This is a genomic window from Streptomyces sp. NPDC093109, from assembly GCF_040701725.1.
Lineage (GTDB): Bacteria > Actinomycetota > Actinomycetes > Streptomycetales > Streptomycetaceae > Streptomyces.
Genome location: NZ_JBFBEZ010000010.1, coordinates 56948 through 81658 on the forward strand (window position 1 = coordinate 56948; position 24711 = coordinate 81658).

Below are 24711 nucleotides of genomic sequence, written 5' to 3' on the forward strand. Positions count from 1 at the left end.
GCCGCTCACCAGCCGACCGGCAGGGTCCGCGGCGCCCGGCTGGTCAGCCCGCGTTTCCAGGTCGCGGGCCCGGCCGCGTACAGCGTGGGGAACGTACGGGTCAGCCCGGCCAGCGCCTCCTGGAGCTGGACGCGGGCGACCTGCGCGCCCACGCAGAAGTGCGCACCGTGACCGAAGCTCAGATGCCCGTGCACCTCCCGGCCGAGGTCGAGCAGACCGGGATCCGGGAACGCGCGCTCGTCGTGGTTGGCGGATCCCACGACAGCCATGACGGCCTCACCGGCCCGGATGATCACCTCGCCCAGGGCCACCTCCTCCGTGGCCACCCGGAGATTGCCGCCCACGGTGCTCTGCGCGTACCGCAGCAACTCCTCGACAGCGCCCGGGATCAGCGCGGGCTCACGGCACAGCCGCGTGTAGCGCGCGGGCTCCGCCAGCAGCAGATGCACCGTTCCGGCGAGACGGTTGGCCGTCGTCCCGTAGCCGCCGGACAGCAACACCACACAGAAAGAGAGGAGTTCGGCCTCACTCAGCCGGTCGTCGTCGTCGCGCGCCGCGATCAGGACGCTGAGCATGTCGTCGTCGGGGTGGGCGCGTTTGGCGCGCACGAGGCCGGTCAGATAGCCGGTCATCTCGTCCACCGCGGCCAACACCCGCGCGTCCTCCATCGCGGTGACACTGCGCAGTGCGTCGCACCAGCCGTCGAGCAGCTCGCCGTCCGCCCGGGGAGTGCCGAGCAGATCGCAGATGACGGCGAGGGGAAGCGGCCGGGTGAAGTGGGAGACCAGATCGGCGGGGCGGGGGAGCGGGGCGAGCTTCGCCAGCAGTCCGCCGGTCAGCGCGCCGATGTCCCGGCGCATCGCCTCGGTTCGCCGCCCGGTGAGCGCGGGCGCGACGAGTCTGCGCAGCCGGGTGTGGTCGGGCGGGTCGGCGGCCAGGATGGAGTCCGGCAGTGTGGTCGTACGGTTGACCCGCGGCCCGTCCCCCCGGGTCGCGCGGGCCCGGCTGAACCGCGGATCGGACAGCACCCGGCGGACGTCCGCGTGCCGGGTGACGAGCCACGCCAGATCCCCGGAGGGCAGCCGGATCCGGGCGACGGGCTCATGGCGGCGCAGCTCCGCGAACTCCGGCATCGGGTCGAGCCCGTCCCGGTGCGGAAAGGGGAACGGCCGTATCTCACCGGTTCGTTGACGGCCGCGGTGCTCCATGGCTTCTCTCCCGTCCGGTGTCACGGCAGCTCGTACACGGAGATCTGCGCGGCGCTGTCCCGGGTGAAGGGGGCGCCGCTCCAGTCGGCCCAGCGCTCCTTGAGCCGCAGCCCCGCCTGACGTGCCATCAGATCCATTTCGCCCGGGCCCGTGTAGCGGAAGTCGACACGCAGATGGCGGGTGCGGCCGTCCTCGTGGATGACGTAGTGCGAGCGGTAGTGCTGCGTGGACGGGTCGAGCCGGCGGTAGCACAGGACCAGATGACCGTCGCCCTCGGAGACGATGTCGGGACCGGTGGCCGCCGCCAGCGCCTCGGGGACATGCGCGTCGAGGACGAACAGCCCACCCGGCTCCAGACACCGTGCCACCCGGTCGAAACAGCGCGACTGGCTCTCCTGGTCGCACAGTTCACCGAAGGTGCCGCCCGCGAGATAGACGAGCGAGAAGGTGCCGGTGACCGGGACATCGGCGAAGTTCCCGATGGTCACGGGGAGTTGTTCACCCGAGGGCTTGGCGCGCAACTGGCGGACCATGTCCTCGGAGCTGTCGACGCCGTGCACCGGCAGCCCGCGCTCGCTCAGCGGCAGGGCGATCCGGCCGGTGCCGACGCCGAGTTCCAGTACCCGCCCGCCGCCGGCCAGCGCGGCGAGCGACACCAGCGCCTCCACCGTCGCCCCGGTGGTTCTCGGCTTCCCGAACCAGCGGTCGTACTCGTCGGCGAACGCCGTGGCGTAACCGGCCCGGGGACGCTGCTGCGCGGGGCGCATGGGGCTCCTCACTGGGGAGATTCCTAACCGAACGGATGGGGGTGGCCGGGACCGGACCCGGATGGCAGCGGCAGTGTGCCGGGCGCGAGCACCCGCACCACCCGGACCCCGGCGTCGCGGGCGGGCTTCCCGGTCGTCTCGACCAGCAGCACCTGCCGGCCTGTGTGTTCCGCCAGAACGCCGAGCGGATCCGTACGGGCGCGGTGCCCGCCGTCGGCCCGGGCGCGGACATCGTCCCGTACGGCCGGATCCCGCCGTACGTCCCACAGCGCCAGGCTGTCCTGCCGGTGGTAGGTCCACAGCGCGTGCTGCACGGCGGTGGTCGGCGGGCCGGCGCCGCGCCACTGGTCCCAGGTGCGGCGCGCGACCGGGCTCTCCATGCTCCAGCGCACCATGACCGCCTCGTACGCCGCCTTCTCGATCAGCGCGCCGATGGCGTCGGACGGGCCGCAGCGGGCCCCGAACGCCTGCCCCGAACCGTCCGGCCGGTGCAGACACACGACGGCGCACGCGGTGCCGGGCGGCGCGGGCAGCAGGAACGCCGTGGTGGCCAGTCCCCGGGCGCGGACCGCGCCGGCCAGCGGAGCGGGCGCGTCGGCCTCGACCCACCGGGGCCGGCTGTCGGCCAGTCCGTACCAGCTGCGCCGTACGAGATCGCGCTCCAGCACCTCCCAGGCGGCGTGCCGGGCCGCCGCCACGCGGTGGGGGTGCGCGGCGATGCCGGTGGAGCCCGCCGACGGTTCGGGGGCGCAGCCGGTCGGTGGGCGGTGGTGCAGGAACACGGCGGCGGCCGGGACGTACCGCTCCTCGCCGCCGGTGGTCCGCGCCCGGATCCACAGCCGGCGGGCCCGCGGCCGGACGGACGGCCTGCGCACCGGCACGCCCCGGCGCAGCAGTTCGTCGTAGGTCGCGACGGTCCCGGCGGCGGCCTCGGCCTCCCGCCCGGCCAGCACATTGCCCATCCGCTCCAGCAGTTCGCCCCGGGCCCCGGTGGTCACCAGGTCCCGGTCGTGGCCGGCGGCGCTGCCGACGAGCACGGGCGCGCCGCCCGCGGCGCTCGTGCCCTCGAACACCGCCGACCGCGCGGCGACCCGGGCGAGCAGCAGCCCCGGCTGGTCCGGGTAGGGGGTGAAGACCTGAGGCGCCCACGCCGTCACCGGATTTCCCGGGGCGCGCGGTGTGGTTGAGGAGCGTGCGGCCGAGGAGCGCGGTGTGCCGGAAGCACTCATGGCCGTTCCCGTTCCCGCTCCGGTTCCCGCTCCCGCTCCCGCGACACGGCGGCGCACTCGTCGAGCAGCGCGCGCCCGGAGTCCGTGAGCGCTCCGGAGTGTGCGGTCAGTGTGTCCACCGCCTGCCGCGCGGACGCGGTCAGCCGGGCCTCCCGGGCCGCGACCGCCCCTTCCCGCGAGCCGGGTGTGCCGAGCGCGGCGATTCTGCGGTAGAGCAGCACGCACCGCGCCAGCACCACGGTCTGCTGGAAGAGCCCGCTCAGTGGGCGGGGGTCGGCCCGCAGGGGAGTGGCGACCAGCAGCGCGCCGGGAGCGGTCCCGCCGGTCCCGCCGCTTCCGCCGCTTCCGCCCGTTCCCTCATCGCCGCCCGACGGTTCCGGCAGCAGGAACGGCTTTGCCACCGCCGCGGCGTTGCACCGGTTGTGCGTACCCTCGTGGACGAGCGCCTCCGCGCAGCGCACCGGCCCCGGCAGCCCCGAGGCGCTGGTGGCGAGCCGGCTCCGGTGGACGAGGACCGCGCCGTGCACGGTGAAGTCGGTGAAACCGTCGATGGCGTTGCCGTCGAGCAGTGCCACCTCGGTCACGGTCTCCGTCAGTTCCCCCACCATCTCGGGCCAGGCATCCGTGAGCAGCCCCACCGCCCGCACCAGCACCTGTCGTTGGTCCGCGTCCCACGCGACGACACCGGCGGTGACCGGAGCACCGTCGTCGCCCCGGCGCGGTGGTACGGACCGCAGCGCGCGCGACACACTGCGCCGCAGGTGGTCCTGGGGTTCGACGGGGCCGAACGCCGGCGGTCCTTCGCCGGAGAGCCGGTCGAGTACGGCGGCCAGCTCCGCCCGGGACCGGGCGGCCGGCGCTCCCGAGCGCAGCGCGCGCTGTGCGGTGTGCACCGCCTCGATGGCGGCGGGCCGGCGCAGTATGTCGGCCGGCGCGTTCGATGCGCCCGACTCGGGGAACTCCATCCGGTCGAGCACCGCGCGCATCCGCTCCAGTACCTCCCGCCGGTCCTCGACGGCCCCGCGTACGTCAGCCTCGACATGCATCGTGCGTCAACTCCCCAACTCCCTCTCCGCCGTGGTGCGGCCCCGGCACGGGACGCGCGGCGGACCCGGAGACCCGCCGCGCGGTGCAACGGCGCGTGCTACTCCCCGTCGAAGTCGGGAATGTCGACCATGAGCGCCAGCTCGGGGAGTTCCGAGTCCTCGACCTGCGTGATCTCCTCGTTCATGACTGCTCCCTTCACCGCACCGGCCCCACCGTTCACGGCGGGAACTTCACCGGCAGCCGCCATCGTGGGGCAGCGTGGCCGTGTCCGCCAGCACGCCCCGGCCGGGGCCGGGCATATCCGGACCCGTGTGAAAAGTCCTGAACACGTCTTGTCCGTTGCGCCGGAAAGGTGTGTTCCGTATCGACACGCCGGTCCGGGCCGACGGCAGCTGCCGGAACACCGTCTTCCGGGCCTATCCGCACGGATCGGGCGGGCGGGCAAGGCGGGGGGTTCCGGCTTGACGGGCCGGGGCGGCCGGGCCGCGGTTGGCCCGGAACCGCCACCTTCGTCCGCACCGTTCCGCTCCTCGGGCCCAACCAGCGTACGCCGGTGAGTGGTTGTGTGTGATGCGTGCGCCCCCTGCCTCGCCCCCCGGCCGATGGAGAACGGTTTCCTGGAAGGCGTATACGTGCTGATGGTCGGGAGAGAGGTCACCCCGTCGTTCCGAGGTCTTCACGTGGTCAGTTGCTCGGTCGTAGGCTAGAAACCGATTGCTGAACCAGGGAATTGCCGCACCACGGAATTGCCGCACCACGGAGAGGGGAACCGATGACGCGGACCGGCGCCGCCGCGGGCCCGACGCTGGCGGTCGTCGCCCGGGAGGCCGGGGTCTCGGTGCCCACGGCCTCGAAGGTGGTGAACGGCCGGGAGGACGTCGCGCCCGAGACCCGTCGCCGGGTCGCCGAGGTGCTGGACCGGCTCGGCTATGTCCCCAGACCCCGGGGCGCCGCGCCCGCCTCCGGATCTCTGGTGGACGTGGTGGTGCACGCGCTGGACAGCTCCCTGTCGGCTGCGGTGCTGCACGGCGTCGAGGCGGCGGCCGAGGAGGCGGGGCTGGAGATCGTGGTCTCTGCGGGGCTCGCCCGGTCGCGCGGATGCGGGCCCCAACGGGGCCGTCTGCACCGGCTGGCCGCGCGCGGCTCGGCGGGGGTGCTCTTCCATCTGGCGGAGCTGACCCCGTCCCAGTACGCGTGGCTGGAGCAGCGCCGGATCCCCTACGTCATGATCGATCCGGTGTCCGCGCCGCCGCCCGGGGTGGTCTCGGTCGGCGCGGACAACGTGCGCGGCGCCGCGCAGGCCACCGGGCATCTGCTCGCGCTCGGCCACCGCCGTATCGCCTTCATCGGCGGCCACCGGCACGCGCTGTGCGCCCGGGAGCGGCTGGAGGGACACCGCGCCGCGCTCGCGGCGGCGGGGGTGTCCCGCCGTCAGGAGTACGAGACGTACGCCCGGTTCTCCGCCCCGGAGGCCCGCCACCGGGCCCTGGAGCTGCTCGCCCTTCCCGAGCCGCCCACCGCCGTCTTCGCCTGCTCCGACGCGATGGCGCTCGGGGTGTACGAGGCGGCGGCCACGCGCGGACTGCGGATTCCGGGCGACCTCAGCGTGGTCGGCTTCGACGATCTGCCCGAGGCGCGCTGGGCCGCGCCCGCCCTGACCACCGTCCGTCAGCCGCTCTCCGACATGTCCGCGACGGCGCTGCGTCTCCTGGTCGGCCTCATGGCCGGAGACCGGCCGGCCGCCGACCGTACCGATCTCCCCACCCGGCTGACGCTCCGCGGCAGTGCCGTCCCGCCGCCGTAGGTCAGGACGGTGGAGCCGCGGTGCCGAGCCCGGCCGTCCAGTCGTCGACCAGCGCGACCAGCCGGCCGGGGTGTTCCTCGTGGAGGTAGTGGCCGCACTCCTCCCAGAGTTCGGTGCGCGAGCCCGCCGGGGCGGCCGTGCCGCGTTCCCAGTCCGCGCCGGCCGCGTGGGAGTACACACCGAGCACCGGTTGGCGGCGGCGCGCCAGATACGCGCGGGCCGCCGGGCGGAGACCGAACGCGTCGGGGGCGAGATACATGCCGTCGCGGCTGCGCAGCAGGACGGCCGGGTCCATGGCGGCCATCAGCCGCTCGTGCCGGGCGCGCAACCCGGCGTACGTACCCGGGCGGAACGCCCCGCCGGCGAAGCGCACGGCCCACGGTGTGCCCTCGGTACGCAGCGCCTCCTGCTCGCCGGGCAACCGCGCGCCCTCCGCCTCGGCCGCGCCGTACGCCGGGTCGAGCACGACCAGCGCCCGTACGAGGTGCGGGTGTTCCACCGCGAGCGCGGTCACGACCTGGCCGCCCATCGAGTGTCCCACCGCGATGACGGGACCGGTGCCGAGCGCGTCGAGCAGTCCGGCCAGATCGGCGGCGAAGTCGCGGGGGCCGTAGCCGTCGGGCGGTGCGGCGGAGGCGCCGTGGCCGCGCAGATCCGGGACGAGGACCCGGCGGCGGCCCGCCCACGCGCGGCGGTGCGGCTCCCACTCGGCGCCGTCACCGCCCCAGCCGTGCACCAGGAGCAGCGGCGGGCCGCTGTCCGCGTGGGGCGCGGGCAGGTCGGTGTAGTGGAGGTCGACGCCGTTCACCATGATCCGGGGCATGCCGGTCATGGTGCCCGAAGGGGCCGTCCGCGTCACGCCGGTTCCGCGGTACGGGCGGCACGGGCCGGAGCGTGCGGCGGGCACGGCCTCCGGGCCTGATTGGGCAACCGGTCTCTAGGAGACGCCGGTCATCCCCTTCATCCGTCATCGGCCCGAAATCCCGCACATGTCCATGTAACTCGCGGGTGACGGAAGTTTTTCCGGTACGACATCTTGCTCATCGTTGTCACCCGAGCCTACTTTCCGTAGAGACCGATTTCTAAGACCGGCCGACCCCATGACGCCGCCCCCCGTGTGACGGCCGGTCCGAGCCAGAAGGGAAGACTCCGCCATGCCGAGCGCAGAACTCAGCCGCCGGAACTTCGTTCAGATAGCCGGTGCCGGCACCGCCGCCGTGACCGCGAGCGGCTGGCTCTGGCAGTCGGCGCCCGCCGCCTACGCCGCCGGGCCGGCCACCGCCACGGGCGCGACGGCGCCGAAGCCGGGTCCTGTCGACCGGCTCGTCCTCGGCGACACCGCCTCCGAGGCCGCCCACGGACTCACCACCGACGGCAGCGAGATCGTCACCGGCGGAAACGGCGTCAAGGCCCGGGTCGCCACCCCGCTCGACCCGGTCGCGGCGCGCGGCGGCGAGCTGCGCTTCACCATGCGCACCGACCCGCAGGCGCAGAACTACCTCACCCTGAAGCTGTGGGGCGACGACGGTTCCGCCTACACCACCCTCGCCTACATCAACGGCGAGCAGATCGGCTACCGCCGCAACCACGACACCCCGGCCATCAGCTTCGGCTTCTCCGGCCAGGTGCCCGGCCGCTTCCACTACTCCACGGTGCTGCTGCCCCTGGAGATGACCCGCGGCCGGACCCGGGCCGAGATCACACTCCGTACGTACGAGGGCAGCTTCTCCGGCAAGGTCACCCAGAAGTCCCGCCCCTACTACGGCGTTTACACCCACACCGACGCGCGGCTCGACCTCTCCGGCGAGAACCTCACCACCTACTCGCCCCCGACCGCGCTCGCGGACGACATCCCGGACGCCGAGAAGCAGAAGCTGGTCGACGGCTTCCGCACCACCCAGATCGCGCTCTTCGACCGGCTCTCGGCCCAGGTCGACGCCGACAACACCGGCAGGATGTCCATCGTCCGTTATGTGGACGAACTCCGTTACTACGCCCAGGCGCTGACCACCGAGTGGTCCCCGGCGGCCACCGGCGCGGCGCGGAAGGCAGCCCTGCTGCGGATCTTCAAGAGCATCGACAACCACGTCAAGGACTACTACGGCAACACCCGGCTCGTCCTGCGCGGCGGCCACCAGGGCGACTGGGGCGGCTACTACGGCGCGCTCGGCGAGGCCCTCTACCTCGTCGAGAACGTGATCGCCGACCCGGAGGTGTACGGCGCCGACGCCTTCACGGCCTTCCTCGACGACGAGTTCACCACCGGCACCCAGGACGGTGAGGACTCCCTCGAAGGGGTCGACTTCGACGGCGGGAAGCTGAGCAGGCGCGCCGCCTGGGGACGCTGCCTCAAGGCCAACTTCGACTTCGCGCGCTCCCGGCTCTCGTACATCTACAACCAGATGTTCTACACCTACGAGGGCGCCTGGAAGGCCCACGAGGGGCTGCGCGTCATCGGCTCGGCCTTCTACGAGGGCCGCGCGCGCAGCCACGCCATCCTCGGCGAGTCGCTCGGCCTCGTACCGTTCCTCGGGGAAGAGGTCCTGGTCGGGCCCCGGGGCGAGGAACTCGACCTGTTCCACTCGCTCTTCTACCACGACGGCACCGCGCGCTTCACCGACGCGTACGTCAAGACCGTCGCCAAGGGCCTCGCGAAGAGCAAGCTCGACCGCGCCGGCCGGGTGGTGCGACGGCTGCCCTACGGCAAGCACTACACCGGCATCACCGCCGCCGGACTCACCCGCGAGAACACCTACGTCGGCAACTACGGCGAGGCGTCCCGCTACATCGGCGAGTACTTCTTCAAGACCTGGGGCCACAAGGGCGACGAGGAGCTCAACGACCGCATCCTCAAGCTCGCGCTGCGCAACGTCCACGCCCGCGGCTACACACGCTACGCGTCCGTCGACGACAAGGGCCGGCGCGTGATGCGGATCATCGGCTCCATCGACGAACGCAACTGGTACTGGCCGGGCATCCCCGCCTACGGCCCGCGCGTCAACGAGGGCCAGTCACTGTTCACTTCGGGCTTCGAACTCCATATGGCACGGCACGCCGACCGCTACCGCGGCGCGGAGTGGGCGCCCTACTGGGAGTACGCCCGCGAGGCCGTCGGCTTCGCCCAGCAACAGCTCGCGGACCGCCAGTACTTCAACGGGTTCGCCCAGGTCACCGCCAACCCCAAGGCCGATCTGCGGCTGCCCGACACCTACGCCCATATCACCGGCGGACGCGCGGAGTTCGCCCGGCTGGGGGCCGCCGAGGCGAAGAAGGTCATGCCACAGACCGACTTCCGCGCCTACACCGGCGCCGAACTCGCCGCGCTCGGCGTGCGGGACGCGGACTACCAGCGGTTCGCCTGGATCGACGTCGACAACATGTTCGTCTCGCTGCGCGACGGGGACACCCGGATCTTCGGCTCGCTCTTCCAGAGCAACCGGGGCGTCGCGGGGAACGGCCGGCTGCACGTCATCACACCGACCCATGAACACGTCGTGCAGGTGCAGACCAACGGACTCTTCCAGTACCGGGACTACTACGCCCGGATGGACGCCATCGACGCCGACTTCATGGAGGACATCAACACCGGCGACGACTGGGCCCCGCAGGCGCTCGCCGGGGAGATCTGCCCCATCGCCTACCAGCCCGGCATCGGTACGGTCCGCCGCGAGAACTTCGAGGCGGACACCCCCTTCTCCGGCTACACCGACTTCCTCACCGCCCGCTACGGCAGCTACCTCTTCGGCGTCAACACCACCCGCGCCGAGTACGGCAACAAGCAGTCCTACCGGCTCGCCGTGCCCGCGAACCACCGGGGATCCACCGTCCTCGACCTCGTCTCCGGCAAGAGCCTCCGGATCACCGGCGGACACATCACCGTCGAGCCGTTCACCGCGGTCGTCCTGAAACTGTCCGACACCGCCACGACCGCGCCACTGCCGTCCGTCGTGCGGTACGTGACCGCGCTGCCGGCCGACACCTCGATCACCGTCGCGTGGACCCCCACCGCCGGGGCCGCCACCTACACCGTCAAGCGGGCGCCCCGCGCCGAGGGCCCGTACACCACCGTCGCCACCGGCCTCACCGCACTGGCCTGGCGCGACACCAAGGTCCAGCAGGGCCGCGGATACTTCTACACCGTCACCGCCGTCAACGCCGCCGGCACCGGCTGGTCGTCCTGGCGCGCCGCCGTCACCCTCGACACCCCCGTCTCCCCCCGGCTGACCGGCACCGGCTGGCGCGACGACCGGCTCGGCTCCCAGCGGCGCGGCACCACCTCCGCCCACCACACCACCGCCGCCAACGGCGCCACCGTCGCCCTCACCGGCGGCGACGGCACCGGACTCGGCAAGGGCGACGACTACATGGTCGCCACCCGCGACATCGAGGACTCCCTGCTCCTCGTCAGCCGCGTCCTGTCCGGCAGCGGTACGGTCACGGCCCGCGTCGACGACCACAAGGGCGCCCTCACCGGGCTGATGCTGCGCGACCGTATCCACACCAACACCCGCTACCTCTACTTCGGCGCCGACGCCACCGGAAAACTCGTCCTCGCCAACCGCACCCGCGACAGCCGCCACGACTGGCAGGACGACGTACGCTCCCCGCTGGACGCGGGCGTCTCCGGCTTCACCGCCGCCGACCACCCGTATCTCCGGCTGGTCAGGGACTACGAGACCCACCAGGTGATCGCCCAGGCCTCCGCCGACGGCACCACCTGGACCTACGTGGGCGCGCTCTTCACCCCCTTCCCGTACGCGGTGCACGCGGGCGTCGCGGGCAGCGGCAGCGCGGTGTTCTCCGCCGTCAAAGTGACCGGCACGGCCGGCGGCGCGCTCCGGCCGTACGTGGCCGGACACACCGCCGACCGCTTCACCCTCGCCTGGAACAAGCCCGAGGACGCCGTCGGCTTCACCCTCTACCGCACCGCCGACGCGAAGACCGCCGCCACCGACCCCCGCACCCGGCCGGCCGGCTGGGAGAAGGCCGTCACCGACACCCGCGAACGCGCGTACACCGAGAAGGAACTGCGCCACGGCAGGCGCTGGTTCAAGGTGGTGGCGACACTCGCCGACGGCGGCACCCGGGTCTCCGAGGACAGCGCCGTCGCGGTCGCCGAGACCCTGGCCGAGGTCATCGCACGGGCCAGGAAGGCCGACCCGTCGCAGTGGACGAAGAAGAGCTACGCCGCGTTCACCGCCGAGATCGACCGGATAGAGCAGGCGGGCGGCGACCAGGAGGCGCGGATCGACCCGGTCTACACCGCCTACGCCCTGCTGGTCTCCACGGAGACCCTGCTGCGCCGGTTCACGGTCACCCGGGAGATGGCCGAGGCGTCCACCGTCGAGTGGCCCGGCACCGGCACGAAGGCGTCGAACGGCTGGAAGCTCTTCGACGGCGATCCCGCCACCTACACCGACACACTCGCGGCCGAGAGCTGGGTCGATGTCGACGCCGGCGCGGCGGGACCGGTCACCATCGACAAGATCCGCTTCCATCCGCGCGCCGACCAGCTGAGCCGCGCCAACGGCACGGTCTTCCGCGGCTCCGACGACGGCGTGACCTGGACGGACCTGCACACCATCAGCGGTGTGAGCGCCGCCCGGTGGTACGAGGCCGCGCTCGGCCGGACGGCCTCGTACCGGAAGATCCGGATCTACGACAACCACGACGGGCGGGTCAACCTGGCGGAGGTGGAGTTCTGGTACTACCTGCCCGACGAGGCGTGACACCGCCGCCGTACCGCCTCCGTCCCCGCCCGCTCAGCAGCCTCGGGAAAAACTTCCGAACCCGCGGCAACCAAGGCGCGGGCGGCGGCGACCAGGGAACGCGGAGGGAGGTGCGTACCCACCCTCCCTCCGCGTTCTCACCTCCCCCGCACCCGCCTACCGTTGGAGTCCCCCCATGACGACCGACCCCCCGGCCACGGAGCCGGCGATCACGGAGCCGACGACCACCGCCCGCCGGTACCCCTCGCGCCGCGGCGTCCTCGGCGCCACCGCCGCCGGAGTCGTCGCGGCGGGAGCCGCCGTCACCGGACTCACCGCCACCCCCGCGCTGGCCGCGGCCTTCGGATACAGCGACGACGGCACGAACTACGTCATCAGCACCGGCGCCAACCTGGTCTTCAAGGTCTCCAAGAGCAGCGGTGACCTGACCTCACTGGTCTACGGAACCACCGAGTACGAGGGGTACGGCGGCAAGCACTCCCACGTCGAGTCCGGCCTCGGCGCCTCCACCGTCACCATCGCGCAGTCCGGCACCACCATCCTCGTCTCCGTCGTCCACGGCACCCTGCGCCACTACTACGCGGCACGCAGCGGCGAGAACAACGTGTACCTCTGGACCAACAAGGCCGACACCTCGTTCACCGCCACCCGCTACATCGTCCGGCTCAAGCCCGGCATCTTCCCCAACACCGCCCCCGACGGCTGGGTCGAGGCGTCCGACGCCGTCATCGAGGCGTCCGACGTCTACCGGCAGTCCAGCGGCCAGACCCGCTCCAAGCACTACTCCGGTGTGCGGGTGATGGACTACGACTACATCGGCTACACCACCGGCTCGGTCGGCCTCTGGATGGTCCGCAGCAACCACGAGAAGGCGTCCGGCGGCCCCTTCTACCGCTCGCTGCTGCGCCACTCCAACGAGGGCGGCGTCGGGCTCTACGAGATCCTGCACTACAACCAGGCCCAGACCGAGGCCGAACGCTTCGGCCTCCAGGGCCCGTACGTCCTGAGCTTCACCAACGGCGGCGCGCCCGCCTCCTCCCTCTACGCCGCGAATCTGGACACCTCGTGGGTGGACGGCCTCGGTATCTCCGGCTGGGTGGGCAGGAGCGGTCGGGGCCGGGTCGCGGGCGTGGGCATCGCGGGCCGCGACACCGCCTACCCGTACACGGTGGGCTTCGCCAACGCGAGCGCCCAGTACTGGGCCACGGCCGCCGCGTCCAACGGCGCGTACTCCTGCCCCAACATGCTGCCCGGCACCTACACGCTGACCGTCTACAAGGGCGAACTCGCCGTGTACACCACCTCGGTGACGGTCACGGCGGGCAACGCCACGGCGCTCAACACCCTCACGGTCACCAACGACCCGAGCAGCGCCCCGGCGATCTGGCGCATCAACAACTGGAGCGGCACACCGGCCGGCTTCAAGAACGCCCAGCTGATGACGTACGCCCACCCCTCGGACGTACGGGCCGCCGCCTGGACCGGGAACGTGGTGATCGGCAGCGGCGAGACGGCGTCCTTCCCCTGCTACATCTGGTCGGGCGTCAACGACGGTGTGCTGGTCTACTTCCGGCTGACCGCCGCCCAGGCCGCCGCCGCGCACACCCTGCGGATCGGGGTCACCACCGCGTACATCAACGCCCGCCCCCGGATCACCGTCAACGACTGGGTGTCGTCGATCCCTTCGCCGCCCACCCAGCCCTCCACCCGCTCGCTGACCACCGGGTCCTACCGGGGCAACAACTACACCTTCAGCTACAGCGTGCCCGCCTCCGCCTGGCAGACGGACACCGGTCAGTACAACGTGCTGAAGGTGAACGTGGTCAGCGGTTCCACCGGCTCCGGCTTCCTGAGCCCCGGCACCTCGTTCGACTGCCTGGACCTTCTCACCTGACCCGACCTGACGTGACCCGGCCCGATGTGACGCGCGCCGTCCGGAGAGGCAACTCCCCGGACGGCGCGGCCTGAAGGAAGGTCTACGGGACCGGGCTGTCCAGCCACCTCAGCCAGGACACCGGGATCTCCTTCTCCAGCCGGCGCACCTCGCCGGCCGCGAGCACCCGCTCGTCCCGCAGCGCGCGGGCCACCAGCCGCGCGACCGCGACGGCGCCCGTCGGGCTGGAGTGTGTGTTGTCGGAGACACCGTCGGGATAGTTCGGCGACTCGCCCGGCGGGAGCCAGTTGAAGTACGTCTTCGTCGCCTCGGGCCCCAGCTCCTGCCACAGCGCCAGCGACGACGCCTGGACATCCAGCAGCGGCACCCGCTCCTCGGCTGCCAGCGCGCGTACCGCCGCCGGATACTCGCCGTGGGTGGCCACCGCGCCGCCCGCCGCGTCGAACTTCCGGCGCTCCACCGAGGTGAGCAGCACCGGCCCGGCCCCGGCGTCGCGGGCCCCCTTCAGATACTGCCGCAGACAGTCCTGGTACGTGGACCACGGCTCGGTGTAGCGGGTGGGATCGGCGGACTTCTCGTCGTTGTGGCCGAACTGGACGAGCAGCAGATCGCCGGGGCGCACCCCGCCGAGGAGCGTAGCGAGCCGCCCCTCGTCGATGAAACTCTTCGAACTGCGGCCGTTCACCGCGTGGTTGGCGACCGCGATGCCGTTCCCGAGGAGGAAGGGGAGCGCCATGCCCCAGCCGGTCTCGGGCGCGGCGCTCGCGTACTTGCCGGCGGCCGTGGAGTCCCCGGCGATATGCACGGTCCTGCGGGGACGGGCGGGGGCGCTCGCCGCCCCGGTCCCGGTCCCGGTGATAACGGCGGGCGGCAGCGCGGAGAGCGCCGCGGATGCCTGTCGTCGGGAGATGGACACGTCGGTGTGCCTCACTTTCCTGGGACGAGGGGAGAAGGCGTGCCGGGCCGGCGGGGTACGGGGGCCGCGCACACCCCCGTACCCCACCGGCCGGAGGTCAGCCCTTCTGCTGTTCCTTCCACTCCGCCTGGGCCGCGTTGAGTTCCTTGGCGAGCTTGTCCGCGAAGTCCTTCGCGGACATGTCACCGAGCAGCACCTTCTGGAAGTTGGGCTCGTTGCCGGACTTGCTGATGGTGTTCCAGTCCGGCAGGTAGTACGGCAGGTTGACGATCTTCGTGCTGCCGTCGCTGAGCGCCTTCATCGCGGCGGCGGTCGGCTCGGCCTCCTGGATCCAGGCGTCGGCGGCGGCGTCGGTGTTGGCCGGGATGGAGCCCGCCGACGCGTTCCACGCGCTGTTGGACTTGTGCGAGGCCGCGAACTCGATCAGCTTCCAGGCCGCGGCCTTGTTCTTGCTGTTCTTGAACAGGCCCAGTCCGTCGACCGGGTTGGAGACCTGGACGCGCGAACCGTCCTCCTGCGTCGGGTAGGGCAGCCCCTTGAACTTCTCCTTGCCGAGCGCCTCCACATGGTTCTGGTACGAGGCGAGGTTGTGGGTCAGCATGCCGATCGTGCCGTTGTCCCACTGCGCGACCATCTTGATGAAGTCGTTGTTGACGTCGGCGGACGGCGTCACCTTCTTGTACAGGGCGACGTACTTCTCCAGCGCCGCGACGTTCTTCGGGTCGTTGACCGTGGTCTTGTCGCCGTCCCAGAACTCCGAGATGCCGGACTGCCCGTACATCGCGTCCATCGCGGGCGCGATGGAGCCGGCGCCACCGCGGATGGTGTAGCCGAACTTGTTCTTCCCCGCCGCGGTGAGCTTCTCGGCCGCCGCGTAGAACGACGACCACGACGTCGGCGCCTCCAGCCCGGCCGCGTCGAACAGGTCCGTGCGGTACCAGAGTGTGCCGTTGTTGCTGGAGGTCGGCACGGAGTACATCTTGTCACCCCGGCCGCCCGCCGCCTTCACCCCGTCCACCATCGTCGGGACGAGCTTCCCCTTGAGGCCGCCGCTGGCGTCGATCCGGTCGCCCACCGGCTCCAGGACGTCCCGTACCACCAGGTTGGAGAGGTACGCGGTGGTCACACCGCCGACGTCCGGCAGCCCGCCGCCGTCGATCGCCGTGTCGTACTTCGCCTGGACCTGGTCGATCGGGATCCCCACGTACTTGACGTGGATGTCCGGGTTCTCCTTCTCGAAGTCCTTGATGATCTGCGCCCAGATGTCCCGGCGCTCACCGGTGTTGTTGTCCCAGAGGGTGATCTCGCCCTTGCCGGATCCCTCGCTGCCGCCCCCGCCGCTCCCGTCGTCGCCGCACGCGGTGGCGGTCAGGGCGAGGACGGCGCTCAGCGAGACGGCCGCGGCCGTCCGGCTTCTGGGGGACAGGGCTCTGCTGGATGTCCTTCGGATACTCATGGCCGGCTCTTCTCTCTCGGAATCATCGGAATCATCGGAATCAGCGATGTGGGGGATGTCAGTGGTGTGCGTGGTGGGTGCCATGGGCACGTACGGACTTCTGCGGCGCCCAGCCGTCCGGGCCCGCCAGATAGTCGGCGACCTCGTGGCCGGCCGCCTCGGCGTCCGTCAGCTGCGGCCTGTCGGGCGTGACGCCCGCCCCCGGGCCGTAGTTGCGGTACTCGGCGAACCGGGCGTCCTTCCAGGAGAAGCCGCTCATGTCCGTCCACGGCTCGGACTTGACGGCGGCCGGCAGTTCGGTGTCACGGAAGAGCACCTGCGCGATCGCGTCCGGCTGTCCGCCCGGATGCCAGGGCCGGCCGAGGTGGAAGGTCCCCGCGGGCGCGTCGCTGATCACCCGGCTGCGGGTGATCAGGAACCCGTACGGGTTCTCCTTCCACGTCGAAGCGGCCGTCAGATAGCCGTTGTTGGTGTCCGAGCCCCGGCTGAGCGCCTTGATCACGGAGCGCTCGATGACCGTGGTGGCCCGCCCGTAGATGAAGTCGACATCGCCCTCGATGTACGAGTCGCGGACATAGACGCGGCTGAGCCGGGTCAGCGCCGGGCTGTCCGTCATCAGGGTGTCCTGGTTGCCCTTGAAGGCGGTGTTCTCGAAGACGATCCGGTCACCGGTGGTCTTCATCGCCAGCGCCTGCTCGTTGGCCAGGTCGTGCGCCGCCTCGTCGAAGTCGTTGACGAAGGTGAGATCGCGGGCGGTGACATCGCTCGCGGCGATCAGCACGGTCGCGCTGCCGCTGGAACCGCCGTACTCGTTGGGCGTGTCGAAGACGATCACCGTACGCGACCGGTCCCGCGCCGTGCCCTTGAGCAGCAGATGCGGCTTGGTCACCGGGATCCGGACCTGCTCCCGGTACGTACCCGGGGCGATGGCGATGGTCACCGGCTCGGTGTTCCCCGCCGGTACGGCGTCCACGGCGGTCTGGACGGTGGGGTAGTCGGCGGGTACGTGCAGGACGGCCGGGGCGGGCCGCTCCGTGGCGTGTGCCGCCGGGGGCGCGGTGACGAAGGGGGCGAGCAGCGCGGTGAGCGCGGTCAGGCCGACGGCCGCGGCGCGCGGGGAGAAGCGGTGGGAGCGGGTGTCGGTGTCAGTGCCAGTGCCAGTGGCAGCGTGAGTGTCGGTGTGCGGGTGCGAGTGCGTCATTGCGGCTCTCTCCTCACAGGATTCGGGTACGGCGCGGCGGAACGGCGCTCAGGCGGTCACCGCCCTGCGGGCCAGGGCCGCCGCGGCCGGCCGGTCGAGCCGGCCGTCGGCCACGACGGTGACCACACGCCGGGCGGTGGTCCCGCCCGCGGGCAGCGGCAGCCGCCGCTCCCACGCCAGCGAGGAGCCCACCCCCGGATACTCGGTGGTGCGTACGAACCACGGGTCCGCGCGGGTCTCGGTGTTCCCGCCGCAGAACAGCAGCGACCAGTCCCGCCCCGCGAGCACCAGCCAGTCGGCGCTGCGCCCGTGCACCGCCTCCTCGCCCGCCGCGGCCCCGGTGAACACGTCCGGCGCCGGCTCGTCGGGGCCCGGCCGGGGTGCCCGCCAGAAGAAGCCGCCGTAACCGGCCCCGGGACGCCCGTTGGTCGCCGGGCTGCCCACCGACAGGTCCTCACCCGACACATTGGTCAGCGCCGATGTGAAGTCGAGGGCCCACGCCCGGTCCGTGAGCGCCAGCGCGCTGATCGTCCGCCGCTCCCGGAGCAGCTCCCGGCCCCGGCGCGACCAGGACAGCTCCTGCACACACCCGTCGGGATCGCGCAGCAGCCAGCCCGTGTGTTCCTGCGTGCCGTGGTTGTCCAGCTCCACGGGCCCCAGGTCACGCACATAGGTGCGCCCGCCCCAGAAGTTGACGCCGGGGAAGGTCGTGCCGGCGACGTCCGGCACCGCCATCGACACCCCCAGATGGTGCGGATGGTCGGAGGGCCGCAGCTCCGTGACCGTGACCCCGCCGAGCGTCCGTACGGGATGCAGGTACGGACGCGCCGCCCCTGTCACCGACGCCACCGGCATCGCCGCCCGGTCGGGCCGGTCCGTACGGTGGGTATAGGTGGCCACGGCGAGATCGTCACAGTGCAGCACCGTCGCCCCGGCGACCGGGGAAACGCGTGGCAGGCTTCTCATGAGTGCACCTCCGCAGGGGGCGCGGCCCAGCCCGCGCCCAGCTCGGAAAAGGTGGCGAGGGACTCCGCGCTCTCCGCCACCAGCTTGTCCACGCCCCGGACGACCCGGCGCGGCCCCTGCCCGCCCGGCGCGCCGTACCAGGCGTCCGGCGGCAGCCGTACGGGCAGCGGCGCCGTCCGTACGGACTCGACGACCCGGGTGAAGGCGCCGGTCCGCTCCGGCGGTACGAGCAGCGCGTCGCCCGCGGTCACATGCGCGACGAGGTTCTCCAGCAGATCGGTCCGCGCGTACACGGTCTGCTCGGGCCCCCGGTTCACCCGCTGCACCAGCACCCGGTCCTCCTTGTACCAGAAGGTGATCCGGCCGCTGGTCCCGTGGACCACGACGTACGGCTCCCCGGGCTCCTCCGCGCAGAGCGTGACCGCCACCGTGATCCGGGTGGAGCGGGCCGTGCGCAGCCGCAGACAGGTGGTGTCGTCGGCCTCTATGTCATTGGCCCGGAACTGCTCCAGCTCCACCCCGGCCAGATCGCCGGCCCCGTCGGAGCCGTCGATGCGCAGCGCCGTGGCCAGCGCGTGGGCCAGCGGATTGGTCAGCACACCGTCCACGACGTCCCGCCCGTCCAGGGTGCGGTGCCCGGCCCAGGGCGCGCGGGTGTAGTACGCCTCGTCCCGCGCCCACGCCCCGGCGGCGCCGATCCCGCGCACCGCCCCGATCGCACCGTCCGCGATCAGCTCCCTGATCGCCGGCACGGCGTGCGAGCCCAGCGACTGGAAGCCGATCTGACAGGCCGTACCGTGTGTGGCGAGCCCGGCCAGCAGCCGTTCGTACGAGGCGAACGACGGCGCGGTGGGTTTCTCCAGCAGGGTGTGCACACCCCGTGCCGCGGCGGTGAGGGTCAGCTCCGTGTGCGTGTGGATCGGTGTGCAGATCACGGCGAGCCGGGCGCCCGTACGGTCCAGCAGCTCACCGAGGTCGGCGGACTGCTCGGGATCGCCGAAGCCGGCCAGCTCCTCGGCGCTCAGCGGGCGCAGCTCGCAGATCCCCACGAGCCGTACCAGCCCGGCCTCCTCCAGCCGGCGGATGTTGACGAGATGCGAGTGGCCGTGGCCGCGCGCCCCGGCGAGTACGACGGGCAGGATCGCCCCTTCACGGATCGTCCCTTCACGGCTCATCCCTTCACCGCCCCCGCGCTGAATCCGCTGATCAGCCACTTCTGGATGAAGGCGAACACGATCACCACCGGCACCGCCGAGATCACACCGCCCGCGGCCAGCGCCCCGAAGTCCACACTGTCCGCCCCGATCAGTGTCGACAGACCGACCGGGATCGTCTGCTTGTCCTGGTCCATCAGGAACATCAGCGCGAAGAGGAAGTGGTTCCAGCTGTGCACGAAGGCGAACGAGCCGACGGCGATCAGACCGGGCCGCAGCATCGGCAGGACGACGATACGGAACGCCTGGAGCCGGGAGCAGCCGTCGACCCAGGCCGCCTCCTCCAGGGAGTACGGCACATTCCTGATGAAGCCGCTGATCAGGATGATCGACAGGGGCAGCTGGAACACCGTCTCCGCGATCACCACGCTCAGCGGGGAGTTGATCAGCTGGAGGTTCTTGAAGATCTGGAAGAGCGGGACCAGCATCAGCGCGCCCGGGATGAACTGGGAGCACAGCAGCGCCAGCATGAAGCCCTGCTTGATACGGAAGTCGAAGCGCGCCAGCGCGTAGCCGCCGGCCAGCGCCACGCCCGTCGTACAGATCAGGGTGCCCACCCCGATCAGCGCGCTGTTCTGGAAGAAGACGGAGAACGCCCGCTCGTTCCACACCTTCGCGAAGTGGTCGAAGGTCATCGGCCACGGCACGAGCGAGTCGGAGCCCGCGGGACGCAGCGAGAAGAGCAGCATCCAGTAGAAGGGCACCAGGGTGAAGAGGAGATAGAGGCCGAGCGGCAGATAGATCTGCCACCGCGGCACCTCGTCGAAGGCGCGCTCGCGCCGCCCGCGGCGGCTCCGTACGGGAGGATGCTGTGAGGTGCCGGGGGCCGGCGCGGCGGGCGCGCCCTTCTCGGCGATGGCGGCGGTCACTTGCGGTCGCCTCCGAACTTGCTCAGGCGCAGATAGAGGATGGAGCAGAAGAGAAGGATTCCGAAGGCGACGGTGGTCAGCGCCGTCGCATAGCCGAAGTCGTGTGCCTCGAAGCCGGTGACGGCGACGTACAGCGGCAGTGTGGTGGTGACCCCGGCCGGTCCGCCCTTGGTGAGGGTGAGCAGCAGATCGACGTTGTTGAACTCCCACACCGCGCGGAGCAGCGTGGACAGGATGATCGCGTCCCGCAGATGGGGCAGGGTGATGTGGAAGAACTGCTGGAACCGGTTGGCGCCGTCCACCGACGCCGCCTCGTAGAGATCGCCGGGGATGGACTGGAGATCGGCGAGGATCAGGATCGCGAAGAACGGTACGCCGCGCCAGAGTTCGGCCAGCACGGCCGCCCAGAACACGGTGCCGGTGTCGGAGAGCACGGAGGACCCGTACGTTCCGATGCCCGCGTCGGCCAGGTAACGGCCCACCCCCGTCGAGGGGTTGTAGAGCAGCAGCCAGATCGTCGTCGTCAGCACACCGGAGACCGCCCACGGCGAGAACACCAGGGAGCGGGCGACGGCCCGGCCCACGAAGGTCTGGTTGACGAGCAGTGCCAGGATCAGCCCGAAGGCCAGCTGGAGGGAGACCTCGGCGGCGACCCACTTGGCGCTGAAGGCGAGACTGTCCCAGAACAGCGGATCGTCGGTGAAGATCCGCCGGAAGTTGTCGAGTCCCGCGAAGCCGTTCCGCCAGGGCTTGGTGGGGTTGTAGTTCTGGAGGCTGTAGTAGAAAACACTGAGCATCGGATAGGCGATGAAGCCCAGCATCAGCAGCCCGGCGGGGGCGATGAGCAGATACGGGAGACGGCGGTCCGAGACTCCCGTACGGCGCGCCGGCTTCTTGGCCGCCGGAGGGACGGGTGCCCGGGGCGGCGCCCCTGATTGGTCCTGCGCCACAGCTGAGGCCATGACTTGCATCTCCGTTCCGTGGGTGAAGCGCTTTCGCAGACGGTGTGTGAGGTCGCGGACGAGGAGGGGGTGGCGGGGTGGTGCGGAGAGGCGGGGGCCGGGGACCGGCTCAGCCCACGTACGGGTCGGGCACGTCGCCCTGCCCGGCCAGGAAGGCGAAGTCGCAGCCGGTGTCGGCCTGGGTGATCTGCTCGTTGTAGAGGGCTCCGTAGCCGCGCCCGAACCGCTCGGGCGGCGCGGTCCACTCGGCCGCGCGCCGCTCCCACTCCTCGTCCGTGATGTGCAGATGGAGGCTGCGCGCCTGGACGTCGAGGGTGATCGCGTCCCCGGTGCGTACGAGGGCGAGCGGGCCGCCGACGTACGACTCGGGCGCGATGTGCAGCACACACGCCCCGTAACTCGTGCCGCTCATCCGGGCGTCGGAGATCCGCACCATGTCCCGCACCCCCTGCTTGAGCAGATAGTCGGGGATCGGCAGCATGCCGTACTCCGGCATCCCGGGCCCGCCCTTGGGGCCCGCGTTGCGCAGTACCAGCACATGGTCGGCGGTGATCGCCAGGGCCGGGTCGTTGATGGTGCGCTGCATCGTCCGGTAGTCGTCGAAGACCACCGCGGGCCCGGTGTGTTTGAGGAGCCGCTGGTCGGCGGCGATGTGTTTGATGACCGCGCCGTCCGGACAGAGATTGCCGCGCAGCACCGCCACCCCGCCCTCCGGCGCGAGCGCCTCGTCCCGCTCGCGGATGACATCCGGATTGTGTACGAGCGCGCCGTCGAGCTGATCCCGCAGGGTGGTGTGCGCGACCGTCGGCCGGTCCAGGTGCAGTACGTCCGTCAGCCGGGTCAGAAAGGCCGGCAGCCCGCCCGCGAAGTGGAAGTCCTCCATCAGATACCGCCCGCCGGGACGGAGGTTGGCCAGCACCGGTACGGTCCGCGCGATGCGGTCGAAGTCGTCCAGGGTGAGCCGGATGCCGGAGCGTCCCGCCATCGCGATCAGATGGATCACCGCGTTGGTCGAGCCGCCCAGCGCCAGCACGGTGGCGACGGCGTCCTCGTAAGCCTCCCTGGTCAGCAGCTTGGACAGCCGCAGATCCGACCACACCAGGCCGACGGCGCGGCTCCCGGACGCGGCGGCCATCCGCTCGTGTCCCGAGTCCACGGCCGGGATGGACGACGCGCCGGGCATGCTCACCCCGAGCGCCTCGGCCGCGGCGGTGAGGGTGGACGCGGTGCCCATGGTCATACAGGTGCCGGGGGAGCGCGCCAGGCCGTTCTCCAGCTCGGCCAGCTCACTCTCCCCGATGAGCCCGGCCCGCATCTCGTCCCAGTACTTCCACATGTCCGTGCCCGAGCCGAGCACTTCGTCGCGCCAGTGCCCCGGCAGCATCGGCCCCGCCGGTACGAACACCGTGGGCAGATCCACACTGGCCGCGCCCATCAGCAGCGCCGGTGTCGTCTTGTCGCAGCCGCCCAGCAGCACCGCGCCGTCCACCGGATAGGAGCGCAGCAGCTCCTCCGTCTCCATCGCCAGCATGTTGCGGTAGAGCATGGGCGTCGGCTTCTGGAACGTCTCGGAGAGTGTGGAGACGGGGAACTCCAGCGGGAACCCGCCCGCCTGCCACACCCCGCGCTTGACCGCCTGGGCGCGCTCGCGCAGATGCACATGGCAGGGGTTGATGTCGGACCAGGTGTTGAGGACCGCGATGACCGGCTTGCCCAGGTGCTCCTCGGGCAGATAGCCCAGCTGACGGGTGCGGGCCCGGTGGCTGAAGGACCGCAGGCCCGACGCGATTCCGCTCCCGTACCACTGGTGGCTGCGCAACTCCTCCGGCTTCACGGTCATATCGCCCACCCCGCGACGAGCGAGGCCACGGCCGCGCGCTGGTCCTCGGGCAGCTCGCGGCTCGGCGGGCGCAGATCGCGGCGGCAGAGTCCGAGGGCCGCGAGCGCCTCCTTGACCACCGTCACGTTGTCGGCGGACTGGCGCGCCGCCCGCAGCTCCTCGAAGGGCCTGATCTGCTCCCACACCTTCATGGCACCCGCGTAGTCCCCGGCCCGCAGCGCCTCCAGCATCCCCAGCGAGACGGCCGGCGCGACATTGACCAGACCGGAGGTGAAGCCGGTCGCCCCGCCCGCGAAGTACGAGGGCGCGTACAGCTCGGCGAGCCCCGCCACCCAGACGAACCGCTCCAGCCCCGCGTCCCGCGCGAAGGCCGCGAACCGCGCGGCGTCCGGCACGGCGTACTTCGCGCCGATGACATTGGGACACAGCTCGCCGAGGGCCGCGAGGGACTCCCCGGCGAGCTGCGCGTTACGGATGTACGGGACCACACCCAGCTCGGGAACGGCCTCCGCGATGGCGCGGTGGTAGTCGATCCAGCCGCCCTGCGACACATAGGGGTGTACGGGCTGATGGACCATCACCATCTGCGCGCCGGCGTCGCGGGCGTGGGTGGCGGCGGCGACGGCGGCCGGCACTTCGAGGCCGATGCCGACCAGGACCGCGGCGCGCCCGGCGGCCTCCTCGATGGTCAGCTCGGTGACGGCGCGGCGCTCGTCGGGGGCGAGCGCGTAGTACTCGCCGGTGTTGCCGTTCGGTGTGACGGTGCGGACACCGCCGTCGAGCAGCCGGCGCAGCAGCAGCCGGTGGGCGTCGGTGTCGAGGGTGTCGTCCGCGGTGAAGGGGGTCACCGGGATCGCCACCACATCGGCGAGCGCGTCCCGTGACTGCGTGAGATCAGGGCTGGTCATGCGTGGTCTCCTCGGGGAACGCCCGTTGTACGAAGGAGGCGATGTGATCGTGCAGGGCACGGGCGGCGCCGTCGGCGTCACCTGCGAGGGCGAGCCGCAGGATCTCGCGGTGTTCGGTGGCCTCCCGCTCCCAGGACGGCACGGCGGCCCAGGCGACGGTCGACACCAGGGCCGCCTGGTCGCGTACCTCGTCCAGCATCCGGGCCAGCAGCGGATTGCCGCAGGGCAGATACAGCGCCCGGTGGAACTCCCTGTTGGCCAGGGAGCGTTCGGCCCGGTCGGCCGCCCCGTCCGCTCTGACCAGCGCCTCTCGCGCGTCCTCGAGCGAGGCGTGGCGGGCGAGGGAGCGCCGCAGTGCCTCCGGTTCGAGCAGCATCCGTACGTCGTAGACCTCATGGGCCATGGCCGCGTCGACCGTGCGCACGGTGGCGCCCTTGAACTGGCTCATGACGACCAGGCCGGTGCCGGCCAGCGTCTTGAGCGCTTCGCGCACGGGTGTCTTCGACACACCGAAACCCGCGGCGAGTTCGGCCTCCACCAGTGGCTGTCCGGGGGTGAGCCCCCCGGTGAGGATGGAGTGTTTGATCGCTTCGAGGACGTACTGGGTGCGGGAGGGGATCGGACTCGGGGCGAAGGCCATCGGCGCTCTCACATCTCGTGTCTCATATATGACGTACGAAGTACGACGCCGATGAAGCTAA

General features: G+C 71.5%; 17 protein-coding genes and 1 pseudogene. 3 read left to right on the plus strand and 15 right to left on the minus strand.

What is annotated here, in order from left to right; all coding sequences use genetic code 11:
- Window positions 1-5 precede the first annotated feature (5 nt).
- From AB0389_RS12505 to AB0389_RS12520, 4 genes are read right to left on the minus strand one after another with little or no spacing between them, the layout of a single operon-like run.
- Complete coding sequence (locus tag AB0389_RS12505) at window positions 6-1208, minus strand: cytochrome P450 (protein WP_366395332.1); 1203 nt, start codon at window positions 1206-1208, stop codon at window positions 6-8.
- A 20-nt stretch (window positions 1209-1228) separates the two neighbouring features.
- Entirely contained in the window at window positions 1229-1975 is a 747-nt protein-coding gene (locus tag AB0389_RS12510) for a class I SAM-dependent methyltransferase (protein WP_366395333.1), read from the minus strand.
- 23 nt (window positions 1976-1998) lie between these two features.
- Window positions 1999-3204 carry a YcaO-like family protein gene (locus tag AB0389_RS12515; protein WP_366395334.1) on the minus strand — a complete coding sequence of 402 codons (1206 nt, stop codon included), beginning with the start codon at window positions 3202-3204 and terminating at the stop codon, window positions 1999-2001.
- The gene (locus AB0389_RS12520) at window positions 3201-4250 is read right to left on the minus strand and encodes an HEXXH motif-containing putative peptide modification protein (RefSeq protein ID WP_366395335.1); all 1050 of its coding nucleotides are present in this window, start codon (window positions 4248-4250) and stop codon (window positions 3201-3203) included. Before AB0389_RS12520 ends, AB0389_RS12515 begins: the two co-directional genes overlap by 4 nt.
- A 773-nt stretch (window positions 4251-5023) precedes the next feature.
- On the opposite strand from AB0389_RS12520, the gene AB0389_RS12525 reads away from it, so the two are divergent.
- Window positions 5024-6055: a LacI family DNA-binding transcriptional regulator gene (locus tag AB0389_RS12525; RefSeq protein WP_366395336.1), complete on the plus strand. Its 1032-nt coding sequence runs from the start codon at window positions 5024-5026 to the stop codon at window positions 6053-6055.
- A 1-nt stretch (window position 6056) separates the two neighbouring features.
- Here AB0389_RS12525 and AB0389_RS12530 read toward each other — a convergent pair whose 3' ends face one another.
- Window positions 6057-6878 (minus strand): alpha/beta hydrolase, encoded by an 822-nt coding sequence (locus AB0389_RS12530; protein WP_366395337.1) that lies wholly within the window; start codon window positions 6876-6878, stop codon window positions 6057-6059.
- A gap of 331 nt (window positions 6879-7209) precedes the next feature.
- Here AB0389_RS12530 and AB0389_RS12535 point away from each other — a divergent pair, with 331 nt between their 5' ends.
- On the plus strand, window positions 7210-11784 hold the full coding sequence (locus AB0389_RS12535; protein WP_366395338.1) for a Tat pathway signal protein: 4575 nt from the start codon (window positions 7210-7212) through the stop codon (window positions 11782-11784).
- A gap of 175 nt (window positions 11785-11959) precedes the next feature.
- Window positions 11960-13678, plus strand: a complete 1719-nt coding sequence (locus tag AB0389_RS12540) for a rhamnogalacturonan lyase B N-terminal domain-containing protein (protein WP_366395339.1) — start codon at window positions 11960-11962, stop codon at window positions 13676-13678.
- Window positions 13679-13760: 82 nt separating this feature from the next.
- Here the strand turns inward: AB0389_RS12540 and AB0389_RS12545 are convergent, their stop codons facing one another.
- The 10 genes and pseudogenes from AB0389_RS12545 to AB0389_RS12590 form a co-directional block, all read right to left on the minus strand.
- A complete protein-coding gene (locus AB0389_RS12545; protein ID WP_366395340.1) occupies window positions 13761-14594 on the minus strand; it encodes a rhamnogalacturonan acetylesterase in 834 nt (277 codons plus the stop codon).
- A gap of 97 nt (window positions 14595-14691) precedes the next feature.
- Window positions 14692-16050, minus strand: coding sequence for a sugar ABC transporter substrate-binding protein (locus AB0389_RS12550; protein WP_366395341.1), 1359 nt, complete (start codon window positions 16048-16050; stop codon window positions 14692-14694).
- A gap of 58 nt (window positions 16051-16108) precedes the next feature.
- Window positions 16109-17065, minus strand: a pseudogene (locus tag AB0389_RS12555) (pectinesterase family protein); the annotation flags it as partial.
- Window positions 17066-17299: 234 nt separating this feature from the next.
- Complete coding sequence (locus tag AB0389_RS12560; protein WP_366395342.1) at window positions 17300-18217, minus strand: PmoA family protein; 918 nt, start codon at window positions 18215-18217, stop codon at window positions 17300-17302.
- Complete coding sequence (locus AB0389_RS12565; protein ID WP_366395343.1) at window positions 18214-19392, minus strand: Gfo/Idh/MocA family oxidoreductase; 1179 nt, start codon at window positions 19390-19392, stop codon at window positions 18214-18216. The genes AB0389_RS12560 and AB0389_RS12565 overlap by 4 nt, the downstream gene beginning before the upstream one ends.
- A complete protein-coding gene (locus tag AB0389_RS12570) occupies window positions 19389-20300 on the minus strand; it encodes a carbohydrate ABC transporter permease (protein WP_366395344.1) in 912 nt (303 codons plus the stop codon). Before AB0389_RS12570 ends, AB0389_RS12565 begins: the two co-directional genes overlap by 4 nt.
- Window positions 20297-21262: a sugar ABC transporter permease gene (locus tag AB0389_RS12575; RefSeq protein WP_366395345.1), complete on the minus strand. Its 966-nt coding sequence runs from the start codon at window positions 21260-21262 to the stop codon at window positions 20297-20299. Before AB0389_RS12575 ends, AB0389_RS12570 begins: the two co-directional genes overlap by 4 nt.
- A 109-nt stretch (window positions 21263-21371) precedes the next feature.
- Window positions 21372-23102 (minus strand): L-arabinonate dehydratase, encoded by a 1731-nt coding sequence (gene araD / locus AB0389_RS12580; RefSeq protein ID WP_366395346.1) that lies wholly within the window; start codon window positions 23100-23102, stop codon window positions 21372-21374.
- Window positions 23099-24010 (minus strand): dihydrodipicolinate synthase family protein, encoded by a 912-nt coding sequence (locus tag AB0389_RS12585; protein WP_366395347.1) that lies wholly within the window; start codon window positions 24008-24010, stop codon window positions 23099-23101. Before AB0389_RS12585 ends, araD begins: the two co-directional genes overlap by 4 nt.
- Window positions 23997-24650: a GntR family transcriptional regulator gene (locus AB0389_RS12590; protein WP_366395348.1), complete on the minus strand. Its 654-nt coding sequence runs from the start codon at window positions 24648-24650 to the stop codon at window positions 23997-23999. The genes AB0389_RS12585 and AB0389_RS12590 overlap by 14 nt, the downstream gene beginning before the upstream one ends.
- Between the last annotated feature and the right edge of the window lie 61 nt (window positions 24651-24711).

Coding starts and splice junctions, on each gene's coding strand:
- AB0389_RS12505 (WP_366395332.1), bottom strand. CDS start 1,208: ATGGAGCACCGCGGCCGTCAACGAACCGGTGAGATACGGCCGTTCCCC.
- AB0389_RS12510 (WP_366395333.1), bottom strand. CDS start 1,975: ATGCGCCCCGCGCAGCAGCGTCCCCGGGCCGGTTACGCCACGGCGTTC.
- AB0389_RS12515 (WP_366395334.1), bottom strand. CDS start 3,204: ATGAGTGCTTCCGGCACACCGCGCTCCTCGGCCGCACGCTCCTCAACC.
- AB0389_RS12520 (WP_366395335.1), bottom strand. CDS start 4,250: ATGCATGTCGAGGCTGACGTACGCGGGGCCGTCGAGGACCGGCGGGAG.
- AB0389_RS12525 (WP_366395336.1), top strand. CDS start 5,024: ATGACGCGGACCGGCGCCGCCGCGGGCCCGACGCTGGCGGTCGTCGCC.
- AB0389_RS12530 (WP_366395337.1), bottom strand. CDS start 6,878: ATGCCCCGGATCATGGTGAACGGCGTCGACCTCCACTACACCGACCTG.
- AB0389_RS12535 (WP_366395338.1), top strand. CDS start 7,210: ATGCCGAGCGCAGAACTCAGCCGCCGGAACTTCGTTCAGATAGCCGGT.
- AB0389_RS12540 (WP_366395339.1), top strand. CDS start 11,960: ATGACGACCGACCCCCCGGCCACGGAGCCGGCGATCACGGAGCCGACG.
- AB0389_RS12550 (WP_366395341.1), bottom strand. CDS start 16,050: ATGAGTATCCGAAGGACATCCAGCAGAGCCCTGTCCCCCAGAAGCCGG.
- AB0389_RS12560 (WP_366395342.1), bottom strand. CDS start 18,217: ATGAGAAGCCTGCCACGCGTTTCCCCGGTCGCCGGGGCGACGGTGCTG.
- AB0389_RS12565 (WP_366395343.1), bottom strand. CDS start 19,392: ATGAGCCGTGAAGGGACGATCCGTGAAGGGGCGATCCTGCCCGTCGTA.
- AB0389_RS12575 (WP_366395345.1), bottom strand. CDS start 21,262: ATGGCCTCAGCTGTGGCGCAGGACCAATCAGGGGCGCCGCCCCGGGCA.
- araD (WP_366395346.1), bottom strand. CDS start 23,102: ATGACCGTGAAGCCGGAGGAGTTGCGCAGCCACCAGTGGTACGGGAGC.
- AB0389_RS12585 (WP_366395347.1), bottom strand. CDS start 24,010: ATGACCAGCCCTGATCTCACGCAGTCACGGGACGCGCTCGCCGATGTG.
- AB0389_RS12590 (WP_366395348.1), bottom strand. CDS start 24,650: ATGGCCTTCGCCCCGAGTCCGATCCCCTCCCGCACCCAGTACGTCCTC.